The sequence below is a fragment of the Spirochaeta cellobiosiphila DSM 17781 genome (genome assembly GCF_000426705.1).
Lineage (GTDB): Bacteria > Spirochaetota > Spirochaetia > DSM-17781 > DSM-17781 > Spirochaeta_E > Spirochaeta_E cellobiosiphila.
In genome coordinates, this window is the sequence record NZ_KE384555.1 from 119,398 (window position 1) to 137,278 (window position 17,881).

15 protein-coding genes are annotated in these 17,881 nt (G+C 39.6%); 10 read left to right on the plus strand and 5 right to left on the minus strand.

The window, feature by feature from the left end; translation table 11 throughout:
• The first annotated feature begins 32 nt into the window (after positions 1–32).
• Positions 33–1,202 (plus strand): ROK family transcriptional regulator, encoded by a 1,170-nt coding sequence (locus tag K345_RS0110890; RefSeq protein WP_028974172.1) that lies wholly within the window; start codon positions 33–35, stop codon positions 1,200–1,202.
• A gap of 172 nt (positions 1,203–1,374) precedes the next feature.
• On the plus strand, positions 1,375–1,698 hold the full coding sequence (locus K345_RS0110895; RefSeq protein ID WP_156888377.1) for a hypothetical protein: 324 nt from the start codon (positions 1,375–1,377) through the stop codon (positions 1,696–1,698).
• A gap of 168 nt (positions 1,699–1,866) precedes the next feature.
• Here the strand turns inward: K345_RS0110895 and K345_RS0110900 are convergent, their stop codons facing one another.
• Positions 1,867–2,673 (minus strand): helix-turn-helix domain-containing protein, encoded by an 807-nt coding sequence (locus tag K345_RS0110900; RefSeq protein WP_028974174.1) that lies wholly within the window; start codon positions 2,671–2,673, stop codon positions 1,867–1,869.
• Between the two features lie 95 nt (positions 2,674–2,768).
• Here K345_RS0110900 and xylB point away from each other — a divergent pair, with 95 nt between their 5' ends.
• Positions 2,769–4,250 (plus strand): xylulokinase, encoded by a 1,482-nt coding sequence (xylB, locus tag K345_RS0110905; protein WP_028974175.1) that lies wholly within the window; start codon positions 2,769–2,771, stop codon positions 4,248–4,250.
• Between the two features lie 27 nt (positions 4,251–4,277).
• The gene (xylA, locus tag K345_RS0110910; RefSeq protein WP_028974176.1) at positions 4,278–5,615 is read left to right on the plus strand and encodes a xylose isomerase; all 1,338 of its coding nucleotides are present in this window, start codon (positions 4,278–4,280) and stop codon (positions 5,613–5,615) included.
• Between the two features lie 109 nt (positions 5,616–5,724).
• On the opposite strand, the gene K345_RS0110915 is transcribed toward xylA, so the two are convergent.
• Both K345_RS0110915 and K345_RS0110920 read right to left on the minus strand, forming a co-directional pair.
• Entirely contained in the window at positions 5,725–6,396 is a 672-nt protein-coding gene (locus tag K345_RS0110915) for a response regulator transcription factor (protein ID WP_028974177.1), read from the minus strand.
• A complete protein-coding gene (locus K345_RS0110920) occupies positions 6,389–7,690 on the minus strand; it encodes a sensor histidine kinase (RefSeq protein WP_037572068.1) in 1,302 nt (433 codons plus the stop codon). Before K345_RS0110920 ends, K345_RS0110915 begins: the two co-directional genes overlap by 8 nt.
• A gap of 220 nt (positions 7,691–7,910) precedes the next feature.
• Between K345_RS0110920 and K345_RS0110925 the strand changes: the two genes are divergently transcribed.
• Genes K345_RS0110925 through K345_RS0110940 form a run of 4 tightly spaced genes read left to right on the plus strand, consistent with a single transcriptional unit; the run spans position 7,911 to position 13,667 of the window.
• Entirely contained in the window at positions 7,911–9,230 is a 1,320-nt protein-coding gene (locus K345_RS0110925; RefSeq protein WP_028974179.1) for a TolC family protein, read from the plus strand.
• Between the two features lie 4 nt (positions 9,231–9,234).
• Positions 9,235–10,203: an efflux RND transporter periplasmic adaptor subunit gene (locus K345_RS20740; RefSeq protein WP_037572070.1), complete on the plus strand. Its 969-nt coding sequence runs from the start codon at positions 9,235–9,237 to the stop codon at positions 10,201–10,203.
• Between the two features lie 10 nt (positions 10,204–10,213).
• A complete protein-coding gene (locus K345_RS20745) occupies positions 10,214–13,372 on the plus strand; it encodes an efflux RND transporter permease subunit (protein ID WP_037572073.1) in 3,159 nt (1,052 codons plus the stop codon).
• Position 13,373: 1 nt separating this feature from the next.
• Positions 13,374–13,667, plus strand: coding sequence for a PG0541 family transporter-associated protein (locus tag K345_RS0110940; RefSeq protein ID WP_028974180.1), 294 nt, complete (start codon positions 13,374–13,376; stop codon positions 13,665–13,667).
• Between the two features lie 56 nt (positions 13,668–13,723).
• Here the strand turns inward: K345_RS0110940 and K345_RS0110945 are convergent, their stop codons facing one another.
• Both K345_RS0110945 and K345_RS0110950 read right to left on the minus strand, forming a co-directional pair.
• Positions 13,724–14,344, minus strand: a complete 621-nt coding sequence (locus tag K345_RS0110945) for a DJ-1/PfpI family protein (protein WP_028974181.1) — start codon at positions 14,342–14,344, stop codon at positions 13,724–13,726.
• Positions 14,345–14,347: 3 nt separating this feature from the next.
• On the minus strand, positions 14,348–14,596 hold the full coding sequence (locus K345_RS0110950) for a hypothetical protein (protein ID WP_037572076.1): 249 nt from the start codon (positions 14,594–14,596) through the stop codon (positions 14,348–14,350).
• A gap of 66 nt (positions 14,597–14,662) precedes the next feature.
• On the opposite strand from K345_RS0110950, the gene K345_RS0110955 reads away from it, so the two are divergent.
• Positions 14,663–16,723, plus strand: coding sequence for a DNA topoisomerase III (locus tag K345_RS0110955; protein ID WP_028974183.1), 2,061 nt, complete (start codon positions 14,663–14,665; stop codon positions 16,721–16,723).
• Positions 16,720–17,871, plus strand: coding sequence for a POTRA domain-containing protein (locus K345_RS0110960; protein ID WP_028974184.1), 1,152 nt, complete (start codon positions 16,720–16,722; stop codon positions 17,869–17,871). Before K345_RS0110955 ends, K345_RS0110960 begins: the two co-directional genes overlap by 4 nt.
• The last annotated feature ends 10 nt before the right edge of the window (positions 17,872–17,881 follow it).

Genomic DNA, 17,881 nt, shown 5'->3' on the forward strand with positions numbered 1-17,881 from the left:
CTAAAATAACGGCCTCTTAACAAGGAACAACAGTGAGAGTTGTACAAAACAGCAACAATATCATCAGAGTATTGAAAGAAATCAAAATCAAGCCAGGAATAAGCAGGATAGAAATATCCAAAGACATTGGCTTGGACAAGTCCACAGTCACCGTTGTCGCCAACCGCTTAATGGATCTAGGCTTTATTGAAGAAACGACAGAATCCCTCACCCCTTACCAGGGAGGCCGTCGTCCCGTCGGCCTTAAACTAAAAACGGGTATCGGAATCATACTGGGCTTGGAAATTCAAACTGATTATTATTTCGCCATCCTTATCGATATGACAGGTAAGGTGTACAAAACAATGGAAGGACCTGTTAAGAATGTAGATACCTTTTTTTATACCTTTCTCAATATTTATAAGGATGTTTATAACGAGATCGAAGAATTAGGCCTACCCTTACTGGGTGTCGGCATTGGAACATCAGGTATGATCAATCCCCACAAAGGGATTATCAGTGACTCTAATCCCCTGAATATCCATGAACCGGAAAACTTCTATGAAGAAATAAAAGCTTTTCTTCAAGTCCCTGTATTCTTGGATAACGATGCCAATTGCGGATGTTGGGCGGTTCTCTCTGATAGCAAAGATAAGCGTCCTATTGATTCCCTTTTTGTGCTGGGAGAATTCAGACAGGCCCGAGTCAGGGCAGATATGACTCGTGTAGTGGCAGTCGGTATGGGTATCGTTATTAACGAAAGGGTTCACTATGGCCAAGAGTTCTCAACAGGGGAATACAAGAGTCCTTCATGGCAGGCCCCTAATAAAACCCAGTTCTCCTTAAGCAACGAAGAATTAAACACACTTCAATCAGACAGGGACATTATTGTAAGAATCAAAGAGGAATTGGCCAGTGATATCGCTTTTCTAACAAATATGTTAAATCTCACTACCATCACAATTGGGGGAAGTATGTCCAAGTACATAGACATATTAGAACCTCAACTTCAAATGGCTATCACCGATAACTGGTCCTATGAAAGACCTAAGAAGGTAAACATTCAGGCGGCTCCCATGAAGGAAATGACCATAGCCTATGGAGCAGCAGCTATGCTTTTAGAGCATCTCTTTCTTACTTTTGAGACCACTTCAGAGAATCCCTGGAGCCAGAAAGTGGGTATTGATTTGTTCAACAGTTTTACAGAGACAATTAGCAAATGATGACCCCCACTACAGAGTATTTACCCCTACTTCATAAAGTATGCCAACACTTAGGAATTAATCGAAATTCATTGAATTTTAATAAAGAAAAGTCGACATTTAACCTAGAAAGAGACTTGATTTATCTATGATCTGTGTTAAGTTTCTGTGCGAGAGGTGTTGAATGAAAGCCGTGATTCCGGTCAAGGAACTAAAGACCGTTAGTCCCGTGGTTTGCATCAAAGATACAAAACATTTTTTCCTATTTGAGGAAAGCTCGAATGCCCTGCTAGGTATCGACCGTGATACCCTGTTAGAGGAGCATCGAACAGACAATCTATTTGAAGCGTTGGCAGAAGAAGGTGTAAACCTTGTCATCGCTCCCACCGTAAGTAAGATCATGCTATCTATGATACGAGAAAGAGGTATGGCCATATGTGCTCCTCTTGGCCGCAGCTGTGCGGAAGCCGTTAATAACATTAAAGATGGTATGGAGACACTACCAAAGGTTATTTAACCTGTATTACAATAAGCGATAAATGAAATAGGCTGCTGTAGAATTTACAGCAGTCATTTTTTATATTTGCTTACAAGCATTTGACCTATTTGGTCTAAGGAAAGTGCTCATTTGGTCTAAGCATTTAATGCTTTTGCTTAGACCAAAGTGAAGAAATGCTTGAACCATTTATCCAATAACCTGGTAATACTTTTTACGATAGTGAGAAGGACTTAAACCTGTTAGCTGTTTAAAGACCTTGGAAAAGTGGAACTCTGAATAGAAATGCAACTTTTGACTTATATAAAAGATAGGCATATCAGAAGAGACTAACATACTGATAGCCGCCTCGATCTTTAGCTTACGATAATACTTCATAGGGGTCATGGCCATTTTCTTTTTAAATAAACGTACCAGATAAGCCTCACTGAGTTTTAATTTAGCCGCTAGATCTACAAGGGTCATTTCATCCATAACAGCATTCTGTAGAATGCGGAGAGCCTTTTCGATATGGTGATTACTTTCACTACCATAATGGAAATGATTAAGACCATCGGATAATTGGAACAAAAAGCTTAAAAATTGGAACTCTCCGGACTTTTTAAGTAAAGGATGAGTGGACAGGCCCTTTTCCTTGATTTCTTCAAAAAAGAAACGGTAATTCGTCCCTATCTTATGAATCCGATCCTCTCCCAGGGGACCTGTCAACAAAGCCAGAACCTCTTCCTGAGGTTCTACATTAAAAAGAAGGGCATAGTAGGAGACAGGATCATCAACATCATCCGCTATAATAGAATGCTCTGTCCCCGGGCGTGTCAGGAAAAGAGATCCCGGACTAATGGTATACCTATGGGGTGCGTTAACAAAACTCCCCCGGCCTTGAATGAAGTAATGGACTTCATATTCATACTGATCATGACTATGGCTGCGACTGTGCCAACTTATCTCATCCTGGTCTTTCATTTGATAGACAAAAACCACATCCTGAATTTGCATAGGTCAATTATATACATGCTCTGTCAAATTTGTCCATTTAACTGTCCCGTTTTCGGGCTTACCATATCCATGAAATGTTGAAAGAAGAGGTCTGTATGAAAACAGTTGTCGGTATCGATAATGGAACCCAAAGCACAAAAGTCATTTTCTATGATTTTGAATCTAAGTCTATAGTGGCAGAAGGCAAGAGCTCCCATGAACTCATTGTTGGAGAGGGCGGCCGAAGAGAACAAAAGGCTAGCTGGTGGATCGCAGCCCTGAAGGATGCCTTTAACCAGATACCAGAGGCCATCAAACAGACAGCCACAGCCATTGGAGTCAGTGGCCAACAGCATGGGTTTGTACCTTTAAACAAAGAAGGGACTCCCCTCTACAATGTAAAACTATGGAATGATACAGAGACAGAAGAAGAATGCCGTATCATTACCAAAGCATATGGTGGTGTTGAAAAACTCATTAAAGAACAGGGAATTACGATTCTTCCAGGATTTACAGCCCCTAAGGTTTTATGGCTCAAAAGACATAAACCGGAACTTTATAGTCAACTGGCCCATATTCTCCTTCCCCATGACTATTTGAATTACTATTTGACTGGTGAAATATATACAGAACAGGGTGATGCTTCAGGTACAGCCTATTTCAATATATATAAACGCCAATGGTCACAAGATATACTAAAAGCCATCGATCCAGATACGGACTTGTTAAACAAACTTCCCCGTCTAATCAGCAATGAAGAGGTGGGCGGTCATCTTTCAGAGGAAACAGCCCTGGAACTGGGACTGCCCGCTGGGATACCCGTTTCTTCAGGTGGTGGAGACAATATGATGGGAGCTATTGGTACAGCCGCCGTATCAGAAGGTATTCTCACTGTTAGCTTAGGGACTTCCGGTACTATTTATAGTTATCGTGAATCCCCCATGGTAGATACAAAAGAAAGATTATCCGCTTTTTGCTCCTCTACTAATGGATGGCTCCCCCTCCTGTGTACTATGAACTGTACTGTTGCTACAGAACAGGTGAGGGATCTATTAAAAAAAGACGTAGCCCAGATTAGTGAACTGGCGGCGACCGTGCCTCCCGGATCAGATGGAGTTATCTTTCTGCCCTTCTTTAATGGAGAACGAACTCCTAACTTTCCCCATGGAAAAGGGACCCTCTTTGGATTAAACGGTCAAAACCTGACAGAAGCTCATCTATTAAGATCAGCTATGGAATCAGCCGCCTTTGGTCTAAAACTAGGTTTGGAAGCTTTCCAGGAATATGGTCTGAAACCAAAAGCAATTCACCTAATCGGTGGTGGAGCAAACTCTCCTGTATGGAGACAAATCTTTGCAGATATCTTTGAAGTTCCCATCGAACTACCTGTGTCATCAGAAGCCGCAGCTCTGGGAGCCGCTCTTCAAGCTCTCTGGGCTCTCACCCCTAGCAGCCCCCTTACCCAATTGGCTAAGGAACACATTCAAATGGATTCCACAAAAACAACACTTCCCAAGAGTGAACATTTTGAGGCGTACAGAGCTACTTATAAACAATATTGCCAATATATAGAGGTTGTAAGACCTCTGTATCAATAAATACAAAACAAATAATAGGAGGACATCATGTCTAATTACTATGTTGGAAATAAAGAGTTTTACCCTGGTATTGGTAAAATCCCTTTTGAAGGACCTAAATCAGATAATCCTTTAGCTTTCAAATTTTATGATCCCGAAAAGGTCGTGGCCGGCAAAAAAATGAAGGATCACTTCAAATTCTCCCTGGCCTACTGGCATGCTTTTATGGGGGATGGTTCTGATCCTTTTGGTTCTGGTACTATTGCTCACCCTTGGGACACTAAAGATCCTATGGAAACTGCTCACAACAAAGCAGATGCTTGTTTTGAAGTAGCTACTAAACTAGGAATGGAATATTACTGTTTCCATGATAGAGATGCTTCTCCAGAAGGGGCCAGTGTTGGTGATTCTGAAAAGAATCTGGCTAAAGTTGTGGATTTGTTAAAAGAAAGACAAAAAGCCACTGGTATTAAATTACTATGGAACACGGCGAATGCATTTAACCATCCCCGTTACAGCAACGGAGCCTCTACAAACCCTGATTTTGATGTACTAGCTCATGCGGCAGCTCAAGTTAAAGCAGCTCTTGATGCGAATGTAGCTTTAGGGGGACAAAATTATGTATTCTGGGGCGGCCGTGAAGGTTATATGAGCCTGCTCAATACAGATATGAAAAGAGAATTAAGCCACATGGCTCAGTTCCTATCATTATCTAGAGATTATGGTCGTAAGATTGGTTTTAAAGGAAACTTCTTTATAGAGCCTAAGCCCAAAGAACCAACAACTCACCAATATGACTATGATGCAGCAACTGTTGTTGGATTCCTTAAGGCCAATGGCTTGGATAAGGATTTCCTTCTTAACATTGAAGCAAACCATGCAACCTTAGCAGGACATTCTTTTGCTCATGATCTACAGGTTGCCGCTGATAATGGAATGTTAGGATCTATCGATGCTAATAGAGGAGATCTATTCCTTGGCTGGGATACAGATCAATTCCCAACTAATGTTTATGATGCTATTGAAGCTATGCTTGTTGTATTAAGAGCTGGTGGTCTAAAGGGTGGAGGTTTTAACTTTGATGCAAAACTCCGACGTAATTCCACTGATGCTGACGATATTTTCCATGCACACATTGGGGGAATGGATACGTTTGCCCTTGGTTTGACCTTGGCAGATAAGATCATAACAGATGGTCGATTAGAAAAATTCCGAAGCGATAGATATGCCTCTTTTGACAGTGGAAAAGGTAAAGACTTCGAAGCTGGTAAACTTAGCCTGGTAGATCTTCGTGATCATGCGGCTTCTGTTGGTGAAACAAAACTAACTAGTGGTAAACAGGAATACCTTGAAAATCTCATCAACCAAGTAATGTTTGGTTGCTAAAAACAATAATGAAGCCAAAGGGGTTATGCCCTTTTGGCTTTTTTTTATTTGGAATACTCAGAACTACTGTTATCAATAATATTCTAAAAACTAATAGTAGTATCTATTCTTAATCTTTGAAAATCCAACCATTCTTATGAGCCATGATGGCAGCATTAGTACGATCCCGCAAACCAAGAGTCGTTAAGATATTGGATATATAATTCTTGACCGTTCCTTCGGATAAATGGACACAATCGGCGATTTCTTTATTAGTATCCCCACGGGCTAGGTATTTGAGAATTTCCTGCTCCTTTTCATTAAGGTTATTCCATAGGAGTTGACTTTGTTCATCTGCTTTGGCGTCGGATGAGGAATATTGATCTAAACGTCCAATGATGCCCCCCATGATTTCCTTATCCATTTGATACATACCCTTCATGGCCATAAGGATAGCCTTTGCCAAATCTTCAATGGGAATATCTTTCATGAGATATCCCAGAGCGCCAGCTTTGAGAGATTTGACAACATATTCTTCATCATCAAAAGTGGTTAGCATCAGAACTTTATATCCAGGCCCTTTTTCCCTGAGAAGATGTGTAGCTGTAATACCATCCATTACGGGCATGTTGATATCCATAAGGATGAGGTCAGGCTTAAACTGGTCCACTTTGTTAAGACAATCTCTCCCATTTTCAGCAGTCCCTACAACCTGTATAGCGTCCTGCAGGGATAACAAAGAAGCTATGCCTTCACGGACAAGATGCTGATCATCAACAACCATAACCTTAACTTCATTCATGCAGCTCTCCCAATAGGACTACAGGGTCTTTGGGAACACTACTTAGGATAGTAGTCCCCTTACCTATTTTCGATTTTATTGACAAAGTTCCCCGGACTAATTCCATACGTCTATATAGACCTTTTAGGCCATAATGACCAGTACCATATTCCCAGGGAGAACTTTCCTTTATATCAAACCCCTTACCGTTATCTGTTAATTCAATAGAACCCTGCTCTTCTCCAAAGGACACAATCATATCCACATGAGAACAATGGGCATGTTTTAGAATATTAGTCATTCCTTCCTGAACAAAACGATATAGCCCCATGAGAACAGAATAGTTATACCCGCTCTCGTCCCCTTCATATGTGTAATTAACCTCTATGCCATTATCTTCCAGACGGTGTACAAACTGGGGCAAAGCTGTCTTGATGCTAATTGCCGATTCACCACCATTTAATCTCCTCAGGGAATCCCGTATGTCACTCATCGCATCATCAGCAGAAGCCTTGGCAGCATTGATGGCATTAAGAGATTCATCATAATTAACAGAGGCAAAGGCTATAGCTTTGGTAAGCTGGATTTTGATGGCCGTTAAGGAATGGCCTAAGCTATCATGGATATCTCTAGCAATGCGGGTTCGTTCTTCAAGAGCTACCGTATGGGCTATACGACCTGCATATTCCCGCAATTGATTCTCTGAATCCTGAAGTTCCTTTAAAAGACGGTCATTTTCTTCTACATTCTGTCGTTCCTTGTCCAAAAGAAAGGCTAAGACATAAAAAAAGACATAGGTCAAAGTTCTATAGGTAAGAAAGCCAATGTAATTCAAATCAAGATTAGTTAGGTCCCCGGCATAGATGTCATACCCCAGGGGGAGAGCCATAAATATTATCAACAGATATAGGCTAATCTTATGATTAAAAACAAAATAGGCATAAAAAGGGAGAAGACTCATTAACATGAATGACTGATATATCTGATATCCCCAAAACCTATCCACCTCATGACTATGGATTAGCATAGCTAGGGGGGGAGCTAAGACTAAGGCTAATCTAAAGATAAATAAGGATAGAAAAATCTTCTTATTAGTACATTTATAATTCCATTTATAATATTCGAATATCTCCAGACCAAGAAAAATAAGGACACTAGCCGCATATAAAAAGAAGTAGGTCCATCGCCCATTCAGCAGGCTCAGTTTTCTGGGAGGTAGTAACAGACCTGGAGTTAAAAACAGAAAGTACAAAAAGACTGAAATAAGTCTGATCGCATTCTGCATATTATTTTTATGGACTAGTGCTACCTTCATACACAAAATATAACAGTTGCCTCAATGCAAGTACAGGAATAGACTCATAATACAATATGACCATAGTCATATCTTTATATTACTAAATGCATGAGAAGTTATTTCTAAGGACACTTACTAATTTTACATTCTCTTGTCACAATGGGTATTATAAAAAAAGTATCTTAATTGAATTACTTTTGTTTAATCCATATAGGAAAAGATATAAAAGGAGCTTTTAATGAAAAAAATAGGCATCTTATTGCTGGTAACAGTTCCGGCCTTATTAAACTGGGCAGCCCCAACTGTTCTTACCTTGGATAAGAGTGTTGAACAGGCTTTAGAGAGTAATTTGGATTACCAAATATCAGGTATAAGCTTACAAGAAGCAAAAAGACAAAAAAATAGCTCATGGAATAACTTTTTACCTCAATTATCAGCAACATCCGAATTATCAGGGGAAAAGTCCTTAAGCGAAAATACAGATACAACCTGGAGGCTTTCGGCGGGATTATCACTCAGACTGCCCTTGAATGGAGGCTTAGCTTATACAATCAAAGATATAAAGCTGGCTTATGAAAATCAATCCATCAGTTATGAAACGGCACGACTGCAATTGATCAATGAAGTAGAACAGGCTTTCTACTCTCTTATTGCTAATCAAGCCGATATTGATATTGCCAAAAATAATATTGATTTAGCAGAAAAACGTTACCAAGTTACACTTAGGAACTTTAATAATGGTTTGGCCACAGAACTGGACACTTTACAAGCCCGAGTAACAGCGGCTCAATTAAAGCCAGCCTACTTACAAGCAGTATCTGACTATAATATTGCTTTAAGAGAGTTTCTTGATGTGATTGGCTTACCGACCGATACAGAGATCACTCTTGAAGGTTCATTAGATACAGAAATCCACCAATTTGATAGTGATCAATTAATTGAAAAATACTTGATGAATCGAAGGGACATCCTGGCTCAGGAAAAGAAAATAGAAATCCTGGAAAACCAAAAGAAACAAAAGACCATGACCAGCAGGACTCCCGATCTATCCCTTTCCTCCCAGTGGGGAACAAGTGTTATGAAACCCTTTGAAAGTAGTTCCTGGGATACGGAGAAATTATCAGATACGCTTAGTCTGGGATTAAGTTTGTCCATTCCTCTGGATGACTTTATTCCCGGATCAGCTACAGATACCACTCTAAAAGGAATGGACGATGAGATAAAATCTGCCAAACTTACTTTAGTTAAGAATATTGAAGATGCCAGAACAGAGATTATAAACCTGGTCTCAAAGCTGGAAACCTCTGCAGCCCAAATTGAATTAGCAAAACTCAATGTAGAATTAACAAAAACCACCTATGAAAAAAGTGAATACAGCTACAACCAGGGTGGTATGGGTCGTTTGGACCTGGAAGATACACAACAAAATTATTTTAATGCGAAACAAGAGTACCTAGAGAGCCAATACAATTATCTAAATGGTTTAATAAATCTCCGTTATGCACTCGGCTTAGAAAACTTAGCTGAATTATCTGGATCTATACAAAAGAAGGAGTAAAGGAATGAAAGAAAAACTTAAGGGAGACCGATTGGTACAAATTATTCTGTTAGTGCTTATTGCACTTGGTATTGCTACCTTCCCTATCATGCTTAGTAAAAAAAGCAATGGCCCCGGAGGACGTCCCGGCCCAGGAGGCCCAGGAGGCCCAGGAGGACCACAAGCCCCCACGGATCAGGAAGAATCCAATGCAAAAGCTGTAGAAGTATCAACAGTATCATTAAGTACAGTACAGGAATACATTAAGGTAAACGGAGATGTGGACTCCACTTCTTCTGTGAGTATCTATCCTGATGTATCAGGAAAACTAAGTTCAATAAATGTATCCGTAGGGGATCTTGTTACCAAAGGACAAACTGTAGCCACAGTTGACCCCTCCCAATTAGGACAGGTATATAGCAAGAGCTCTGTAAAATCCACTGTAAAAGGAACGATCACCAGCATCAATTATGATGAAGGGGAAACCGTCGGCACTAGTACAGCCATTGTTAATATAGGAAACCTGGAAAAATTAACAATCGTGACCTATATACCGGAACGCTATGTTAATTCTGTAAAAAAAGGCTTGAATGCTTCCTTTACTTTAGATGCGTATCCAACAGAAACATTTAATGCCACAGTCACAGAGGTAAGTCCTGTTTTAGATTCTAAGTCTAGATCACAGAAAATTTCCTTAACTATTACTAATAAAGATCCTCGTATCAAGGTAGGTATGTTTGCGTCCATTCGCTTAGTAGTAAAAGAAGCAAAAGACACTATTACGATACCCAAATTAGCCTTAACAAGCTATTACGATGAGGATGTTGTTTATGTAGTCAAAGAGGATAATACCGTAGAAAGACGATCAGTAAAAATTGGTTTATCTTCCTCAGATTATGCACAGATAACAGAAGGATTAACGACTGGTGAAGTTGTTGTAGTCAGGGGATTATCTACTATTTCTGACGGGTCTACTATAAGAATTGTGGAATAGGAGGTACTGAATGAATTTATCTGAAGTATCAGTTAACCGTCCTATTACTATTGCGGTTATTGCTACCTTATTAATAGGTATATCCCTTTTCATGGTTCCTAACCTGGCTGTAGAAATGACACCTGATGTTGAATTTCCTATGATCATAGTGTCAACAGGCTACCCAGGAGCAAGCCCTGAAGAAGTAGAACAAAGTATAACAGAGATCCTTGAAAAGCAGCTGTCTAATATCGGGGGATTAAAGGATATAAGTTCCACCTCCAGCGAAGGCAGTAGTACTGTGGTCTTAGAATTTGGTTATAACAAAAATTTGGATGATGCGACCAATGATCTTAGGGATTCTCTAGATCAAATCAAAAATGCCCTTCCCAGTGATGCCTCCTCACCAACCATATTTAAATTTAATACGAATAGTGAATCCATCATGAACCTTATTATGGTGGGAGATGAGACAGCAGATACTTTGAAAAGATTGGCAGAAGATACGGTTAAGCCAAGATTGGAAAGAATCGAAGGAGTATCATCAGCAGATGTATCAGGAGGAGAAACACGAGCTGTCCATGTGGACCTATCCACTAACCGATTGGAAGCTTATGGTATCACAGCATCCCAGGTTATATCTGCTCTATCCAATCGAAATCTACAGATATCCGGTGGGAGCCTTACAACAGAGGGAACTGATTATGATTTACGTATAGATGAGCGTTATGAATCGATAGAAGATATTGCCAGAACGGTTGTATCAACCATATCAACAACAGATAACTCATCCTCTGTTAATAGATCTAGTGTCGTTCGTCTGGAAGATGTAGCGGATGTCTATGAAGGCATAGAGAACCGCAATAGCATATACTATATCGATGGAAGGTCTGCTATTTCTATTCAGATCTCAAAAGAAAGCAATACAAACTCTGTTAAAGTAGCTGAAGAGGTTCTGGCTCAATTACAAAGTATAAATGATGAATTGCCTAATGGAGTTGCTGTAGAGCTTTTGTATGACCAAACTACTTACATAAGCTCAGTAATGAATCAGGTGTATCAATCAGCCTGGCAGGGAATTATTCTGGCCATGTTAGTACTCTTTATATTCTTGCGTAATATGAGAAGTACCATCATTATCGGGGTATCTATTCCCATATCTATCATGATCACTCTGATGGCCATGTACTTCTTTGATATCACCTTGAATATGATGTCATTAACAGGACTTATACTGGGCTTGGGGATGATTGTTGATAATTCCATAGTTATATTGGAGAACATTCATCAGTATAGAGAACGGGGAGCCAAACTGAGAGCCTCGGCCATACTAGGTTCCCATGAAATGCTTAATTCCATTGTAGCATCGACTCTTACCACCTTGAGTGTTTTTATTCCAATGATAATCTGGAAGGATGATCTGGAGATAATTGGTCAATTCTTCAGTGACATGATTTTTACTGTAGTTATTTCACTAACAGTGTCTTTCTTTGTTGCTGTTACCCTTGTACCAGCCATGTCGAGTAAATTAATCAAACTTTATACTCATAAACAACGTCCTATAAAGAATAATACCCTAAGAAAAATGGATGCCTTTGGAGAAAGTATTCTTCAAGGGATGGAAAATGGCTATAAGAAAATGTTGGCCTTTGCCTTAAGAAATAGATTCCTCGTACTAACTCTGGTCCTAGTGGTTTTTACCATGTCCATTCTTAAGTTTTCCAATATGGGAATAAGTCTCATCCCTCAAGGGGGCTCAGATGACTCGGTAAGAGTAAGTATATCCTTGCCTGTTGGAACTAATATGGATTACACAGAGAAAATCACCTCTAATTTCGTCAAAATCATTGAAGAGGAAGTAACCGGGTATACCCATATCAGTATGAGAGTGGGAGGAGGGAGAAGATTCAGTGGTTCCTCAGGTAATTCTGCTAGCATACAAATCACACTTCCCGAATTAGAGGAACAAACCATGTCCCCTAGTGAAATAGAAAATGTTTTGAGGCAGCATTTAAACGAATTCCCTGATGCAGAGATAACTTTAAGCTCAGGTCGCTCCTGGGGCGGTGGTTCACCTATCAACATAGCCGTGTATTCTCAAAATACACAATTGGGAGAAGAAACAGCTACAGAGATACGTGACCTGATTAGAGAGAATATCCCCGAAGCGATTGATCCTGTCACAGACCTTGATGAAGGGACTCCAGAATATAAAATCACCATAGATAAAGACCGGGCAGCGGCCTATGGTTTTACCGTTTCAGAAATTGGAAATGTTATAAATAATATGGTTGATGGAAGGACCCCCACTTCTTATTGGGACGAAGCTACCGAATTGGATATCATTGTCCAGTTGGCAGAAGACGAGAGGTCTGACTTACTGGATCTTGATTCTATTTCTATTATGTCATCCAGTGGAGAAAAAGTTCCTTTATATAACTTAGTTAGTTATGAACTTAGTACAGGACCTTTAACAGTTAATAGGGAAGATGAGAAGAGGGTTGTTCATGTCACTGCCGACCTGGCTGAAGGGGCGGCCTCCAATCAGGTACAACCTATGATAGCCTCTCTCTTAAAGGAAAAGCTGATCCTTCCCGATGGGGTAACTTATGATTTTGGCGGGGATAGAAGTAGTTTTGCCACTATGATTCCAGCCCTTATTACTGTTTCTATAGTAGCAGTCATGATGATCTTCGGTATTATGGCCAGCCAGTTTGAATCCTTAGTGGACCCTTTTATTATCTTCTTTTCCATACCACTCTTATTCATAGGGGTTGTTCTGGTATACACCATTACAGGAGCTACCATAAGTTTATTCTCTATGATAGGGATGGTGGTTCTGGCAGGTATCGTTGTTAATAATGGTATTGTTATGGTTGACTATATGAATCTTCTTCGTAAACGTGGAGCTCCTGTAAAAGAAGCTGTTCTAGAAGGAGCAAGAAGTCGTCTCAGACCCATTCTGATGACGAGTTTAACAACCATTTTGGGAATGGTTCCTATGGGATTCTTCCCAGGTTCAGGTACAGAAATGATACAGCCTATTGGACAAACAATAGTGGGAGGATTAACAGGTAGTACCTTTATCACCCTTTTTGTTACGCCTATCATATACACTCTGGTGAACAGGGATAAAAAAAATAAGAAAAAATACCTGGAAACAGAAAACTTAGTGTTCGAAGGAGAGTAATTTGAAACGACTAGAAATAATTGCCAACCAAGCAGTTGAAGAAGATATTATCAGTCTCCTGGAACAAGCCGGTTATGATGAGTCTTTCACTTACATTCATCCCGTCTATGGGCGGGGGAAGAAAGGAAGAAGAGAAGGTTCTGCCGTATGGCCAGAAACGAATGTTATGTTTTTTATCTATCTGGATAAGGGTAATGAAAAAATGATATTGGAAGGCATCAAACAAATTAAAGAAAAATTTCCTGAAGAAGGAATTAAGTGCTGGATGGGGGAAGGCCCCCAGACCAGCTTATAAACAACAAGTTATTTTTCATAAAACCTTTTAGACAAGGCTGTCATTGCCAGCCTTGTCTATTCCTCCTCTGTAGGAAAACTAGAAAAATCACAATCATATTCCATTCTTTTAGCTGTGTTTTGTGCGGTCTGCCTATCAAAATAACAGGAGATGATATAAAAGGACAGTTCTATTCCCGCAGAGATCCCCCCGGAAGTGAGTGTATCCCCAAGGTCTATAAACTTAATATTCTCTTTTACATCAAGTAAAGGATACCTTTTTCTAAGCCTAGGTATATCCATCCAATGAGTGGTAACCTGATGATTCGTGATAATACCTGCTTCAGCTAATAAAAAAGCTCCTGTACAGACCGAAGCTAAAGTTCTGACTTTAGGCTTCCATGTTCTAATCCAATCAAGGGTTACTTGATTATTAATTTCTATTTCCTCTGCGCCATATCCCCCGGGTATGATAAGAATATCTACAGAGGGCATAGAGGTAAAACTATAATCAGGTACTACTGTTAATCCGTTTCTCCCTTTTATGGATTGCCCATCTTGAGATATGGTTATTACTTTAAATAACTTATCCCCTGTTTGTTCATTTTCAGTCACACTAAAGACTTCAAAGGGTCCGGCAAAGTCTAGAACTTCTACCTCATTGAACAGAAAAATGCCTACTAAAAGGGGGGGATCCATCGTTTAATCCCCTGTTTCTTTTTTCCATAGATACAAAAAGGCTTGATGAGCAGCTATTTCAGCTTCCAGTTCTGTCGCTTTGAAGAGGCCTCTTCCTGTCTGATTGTTATCCTCTCGTATATAAAGATCTCTTAGAAGATTTTCAACGTCCTCCATTTGAATCTTATTTGTCTCTTTTTTTTCATTCAGGTTGTCGAGTACTTCATTGTAAACTCGATCAAATAGTTCTTGTTCCCAGTTAGCTTCAATCATAAACAATTATTACACCATTATGATGGTGTATTTCAAGGACAGGCCTTTTTAGTTTATACTATGACCATGAAATCAATTGTTTTAGCAGAAAAACCAAGTGTCGGACGTGACATAGCAAAAGTTCTGGGTTGCAATAAAAGTACAAAAACACATATAGAGGGTGCTCAATATATCGTGACTTGGGCAATGGGACATCTAGTAGAACTAGCAGAACCGGGGGTATATGACTCTCGATATACGACATGGAGCCTAGACTATTTACCAATGCTTCCTGAAAAAATGAAGTTAAAGGTCATTAGAAAAACATCCCACCAATTCAACGCAATTAAAAGGCTTATGCAGCGAAATGATGTGGATCATCTCATTATTGCCACTGATGCAGGAAGAGAAGGAGAAGCCGTTGCCAGAAATATCCTAAAACTGGGTGCCTGGAAGAAGAAGACAAGTCGATTATGGATATCAAGCCAAACGACTAAAGCGATTAAGGAAGGATTTGCCCATTTAGAACCAGCACAGAAATACTGGAATCTATATTTAGCAGCAGAAGCCCGTTCGGAAGCGGATTGGATAATTGGCTTGAATCTATCAAGAGCATTAAGTTGTAAATATGATAGTCAATTAACCTGTGGCCGTGTTCAGACACCTACTTTAGCTCTTATTGCGGAGAGGGAGAAAACAATAAAAAACTTTATTCCTCAAGACTACTGGACCATTGAAGGTAAGGCAGGGGATAAACTCTTCAGATGGCAAGACGACAAAGGCCAGAGTAGAATATTTAAAGAAGCGAGAGTAGAAGAGATTATTAGTATCCTAGAAGGATCTGAAGGAACTTGTACAGAAAGAAAGAATCAGACAAAATCAGAACATAGTCCTTTAGCCTATGATTTGACAGAACTTCAAAGAGATGCCAATAAGTGGTTAGGCTTTGGAGCGAAGCAAACATTAAAGGTTCTTCAATCTTTATATGAACGCCACAAGATCGTTACCTACCCCCGTACAGATTCCCGGCATATCACCACAGATATGGTTCCTACTCTTGGGGATAGGCTAAAAGCTTTAAGTAAAACATCTTATGCATCCAAACTTCCTCAATTGGATCTGGATAAAATCAAAAATGATAAGATGATCGTAAATAATGCTAAAGTGAGTGATCACCACGCCATAATCCCCACAGAAGAAAGAGTTAATCTGGACCGCCTTAACCCTGAAGAAAGAAATTTATGGCAACTTATTGTTAATCGCTTTCTTGAAGTGTTATCTCCAGCCTACAAATACAATCAAATTAGTATAAAAATCAAACTCAAAGAAGGATATTTTTTCATTAAGAGTCGTCAGACTCTCGATAAGGGATGGCGAGCCATAACAGGACGTTTACCGGATAATGAAGAAAATGAAGTCATTCAGGATTTACAGAATATTAAGGAAGGAGACACACTTAATATAAACGGTATTCACTCAAAGAAGTCTAAAACATCCCCTCCTTCACGCTACACAGAAGGAACACTACTCACAGCTATGGAAAATCCTTCCGCTTTAGTGGATTCCAAAGAATACCAGAAAGTATTAAAAGAGGAAGGAGGCTTGGGGACTCCTGCAACGAGAGCAGACATCATTGAAAAACTCTTTTCAAGTTTTTACGCAGAGAAGCAAGGCCACTCTATTCACCCTACCTCTAGAGGTTTGGATTTATTATCTTTAGTACCTGAAGAGATAAAGAGCCCCAATCTGACAGCAATCTGGGAACAGCGTCTAAATAATATTGCTACAGGAAAGGAAAATCCCCAGGCCTTTAAGAAGGATATTAGAGATTCTGCCCAGAAACTTACAGATCTGATTAAGCTTAGTAAAACCGTCTATGAACCCAAAGGAAATGGGAAGCCATGCCCCATGTGTGGGAAACCATTATTGGATACTAAAGACAAACGGGGACGGGCTATACAGGTTTGTCGCTCCTTGTCTTGCGGATACGAAAGTACATCAGAAGTGACTCCCGGAGGAAAACCAGGTAGAAAAGAACAAGCTCTTGGGAGAAAACTTATCAAACAGTATTCATCACAAGATAAAGAAACCTATACTTTAGCTGATATGCTAAAAGAAGCACAAAAGAAAAAGGATAAGAAGAAATGATGAGAAATTTATTCCTATTACCCCTAATGAGTTTATGTCTATTGTCTTCTCTGGGAGCACAAAGAATTGAGAACATCAATGTCATGGGCTTACAGAGAACCAAGAAGTTTATAGTTCTTGATCTATTGTCTGTCAAAAAAGGGGACGAATATACGGAGGAGACTAATGAGAAGGTGAAGCAGGACTTACTTAAATCTGGGTTATTCTTTGATATTGAAACAGAGTTCAATTCCATCGATGAGGATACAGGTGAGTTAACTATTTTTTTACAAGAAAAGTGGACCCTAATTCCCCTGCCCTTTGCGACTGTTTCATCAGGAAACATATCAGGTGGTTTGTTTTTATTAGATTCTAATCTATTGGGCTTGCGTAAATCTCTTGTAACAGGATCTGTGGTCTCTAGTGACAGTTTGATATTTCTACTAACTTATGTTGATCCTAACCTATTTGGCTCACCATATAAAAATGTTACCAATTTCTTTTATGGAAATGAAGAGGATATAACTCGTTTAACATTTACACAGGCCTTTGGAAGGGATTTTTTTGATAAAACTTTTGGTATTACAACAGGATTAAAAGGAACCTTCATTGAAGATGAGAAATGGGAATCCTATCCTGGAGGAACACTTAACCTAAACTGGGATAAAACAAAGCAGCAAGATTTATCTCCTACTGGTTTTATGGCTGGCTTAAGTAATGACTTATTTTGGGACGTAAGCAATACAAGACCGGTACCATCCACTACATTAGAAATGTCCTATAAAGGCCGATTTTCTAAACGGAATTTGTTTAATGTTAATACCGCTTATAGATATTCTGATGAACCGGATTCCTTTCGTTCCAGTATCGGAGGAAGCAAAGGAAGCTTTAGTCTTCCAGGTTCTGAATACTATCCAAATAACTTTTTTACCAGTTACGGCGAGTATGCTTTCGCCTTGTATGAAGGAGATTCCTTCTATTCGACTCTTAATTTATATGGAGAGAGGGGATATCAGGATGATGAAGACCCTTTCTGGTTTAGCGGTATAGGAGGAGGCTTTCAGCTGCTTCTCAAGAAGATAGCTATACCTGCTATGGCATTCTACTCCATATATAATATAGAAGAAGATACTTGGGAAAGCGTTTTCAGTATAGGAATATCCCGATAAGCTTAGCTTA

Bases quoted from the DNA above. Each gene is read 5' to 3' on its own strand.
- K345_RS0110900 (WP_028974174.1), bottom strand. From the start codon at position 2,673: ATGCAAATTCAGGATGTGGTTTTTGTCTATCAAATGAAAGACCAGGAT.
- xylB (WP_028974175.1), top strand. From the start codon at position 2,769: ATGAAAACAGTTGTCGGTATCGATAATGGAACCCAAAGCACAAAAGTC.
- xylA (WP_028974176.1), top strand. From the start codon at position 4,278: ATGTCTAATTACTATGTTGGAAATAAAGAGTTTTACCCTGGTATTGGT.
- K345_RS0110915 (WP_028974177.1), bottom strand. From the start codon at position 6,396: ATGAATGAAGTTAAGGTTATGGTTGTTGATGATCAGCATCTTGTCCGT.
- K345_RS0110920 (WP_037572068.1), bottom strand. From the start codon at position 7,690: ATGAAGGTAGCACTAGTCCATAAAAATAATATGCAGAATGCGATCAGA.
- K345_RS0110925 (WP_028974179.1), top strand. From the start codon at position 7,911: ATGAAAAAAATAGGCATCTTATTGCTGGTAACAGTTCCGGCCTTATTA.
- K345_RS20740 (WP_037572070.1), top strand. From the start codon at position 9,235: ATGAAAGAAAAACTTAAGGGAGACCGATTGGTACAAATTATTCTGTTA.
- K345_RS20745 (WP_037572073.1), top strand. From the start codon at position 10,214: ATGAATTTATCTGAAGTATCAGTTAACCGTCCTATTACTATTGCGGTT.
- K345_RS0110945 (WP_028974181.1), bottom strand. From the start codon at position 14,344: ATGGATCCCCCCCTTTTAGTAGGCATTTTTCTGTTCAATGAGGTAGAA.
- K345_RS0110950 (WP_037572076.1), bottom strand. From the start codon at position 14,596: ATGATTGAAGCTAACTGGGAACAAGAACTATTTGATCGAGTTTACAAT.
- K345_RS0110955 (WP_028974183.1), top strand. From the start codon at position 14,663: ATGAAATCAATTGTTTTAGCAGAAAAACCAAGTGTCGGACGTGACATA.
- K345_RS0110960 (WP_028974184.1), top strand. From the start codon at position 16,720: ATGATGAGAAATTTATTCCTATTACCCCTAATGAGTTTATGTCTATTG.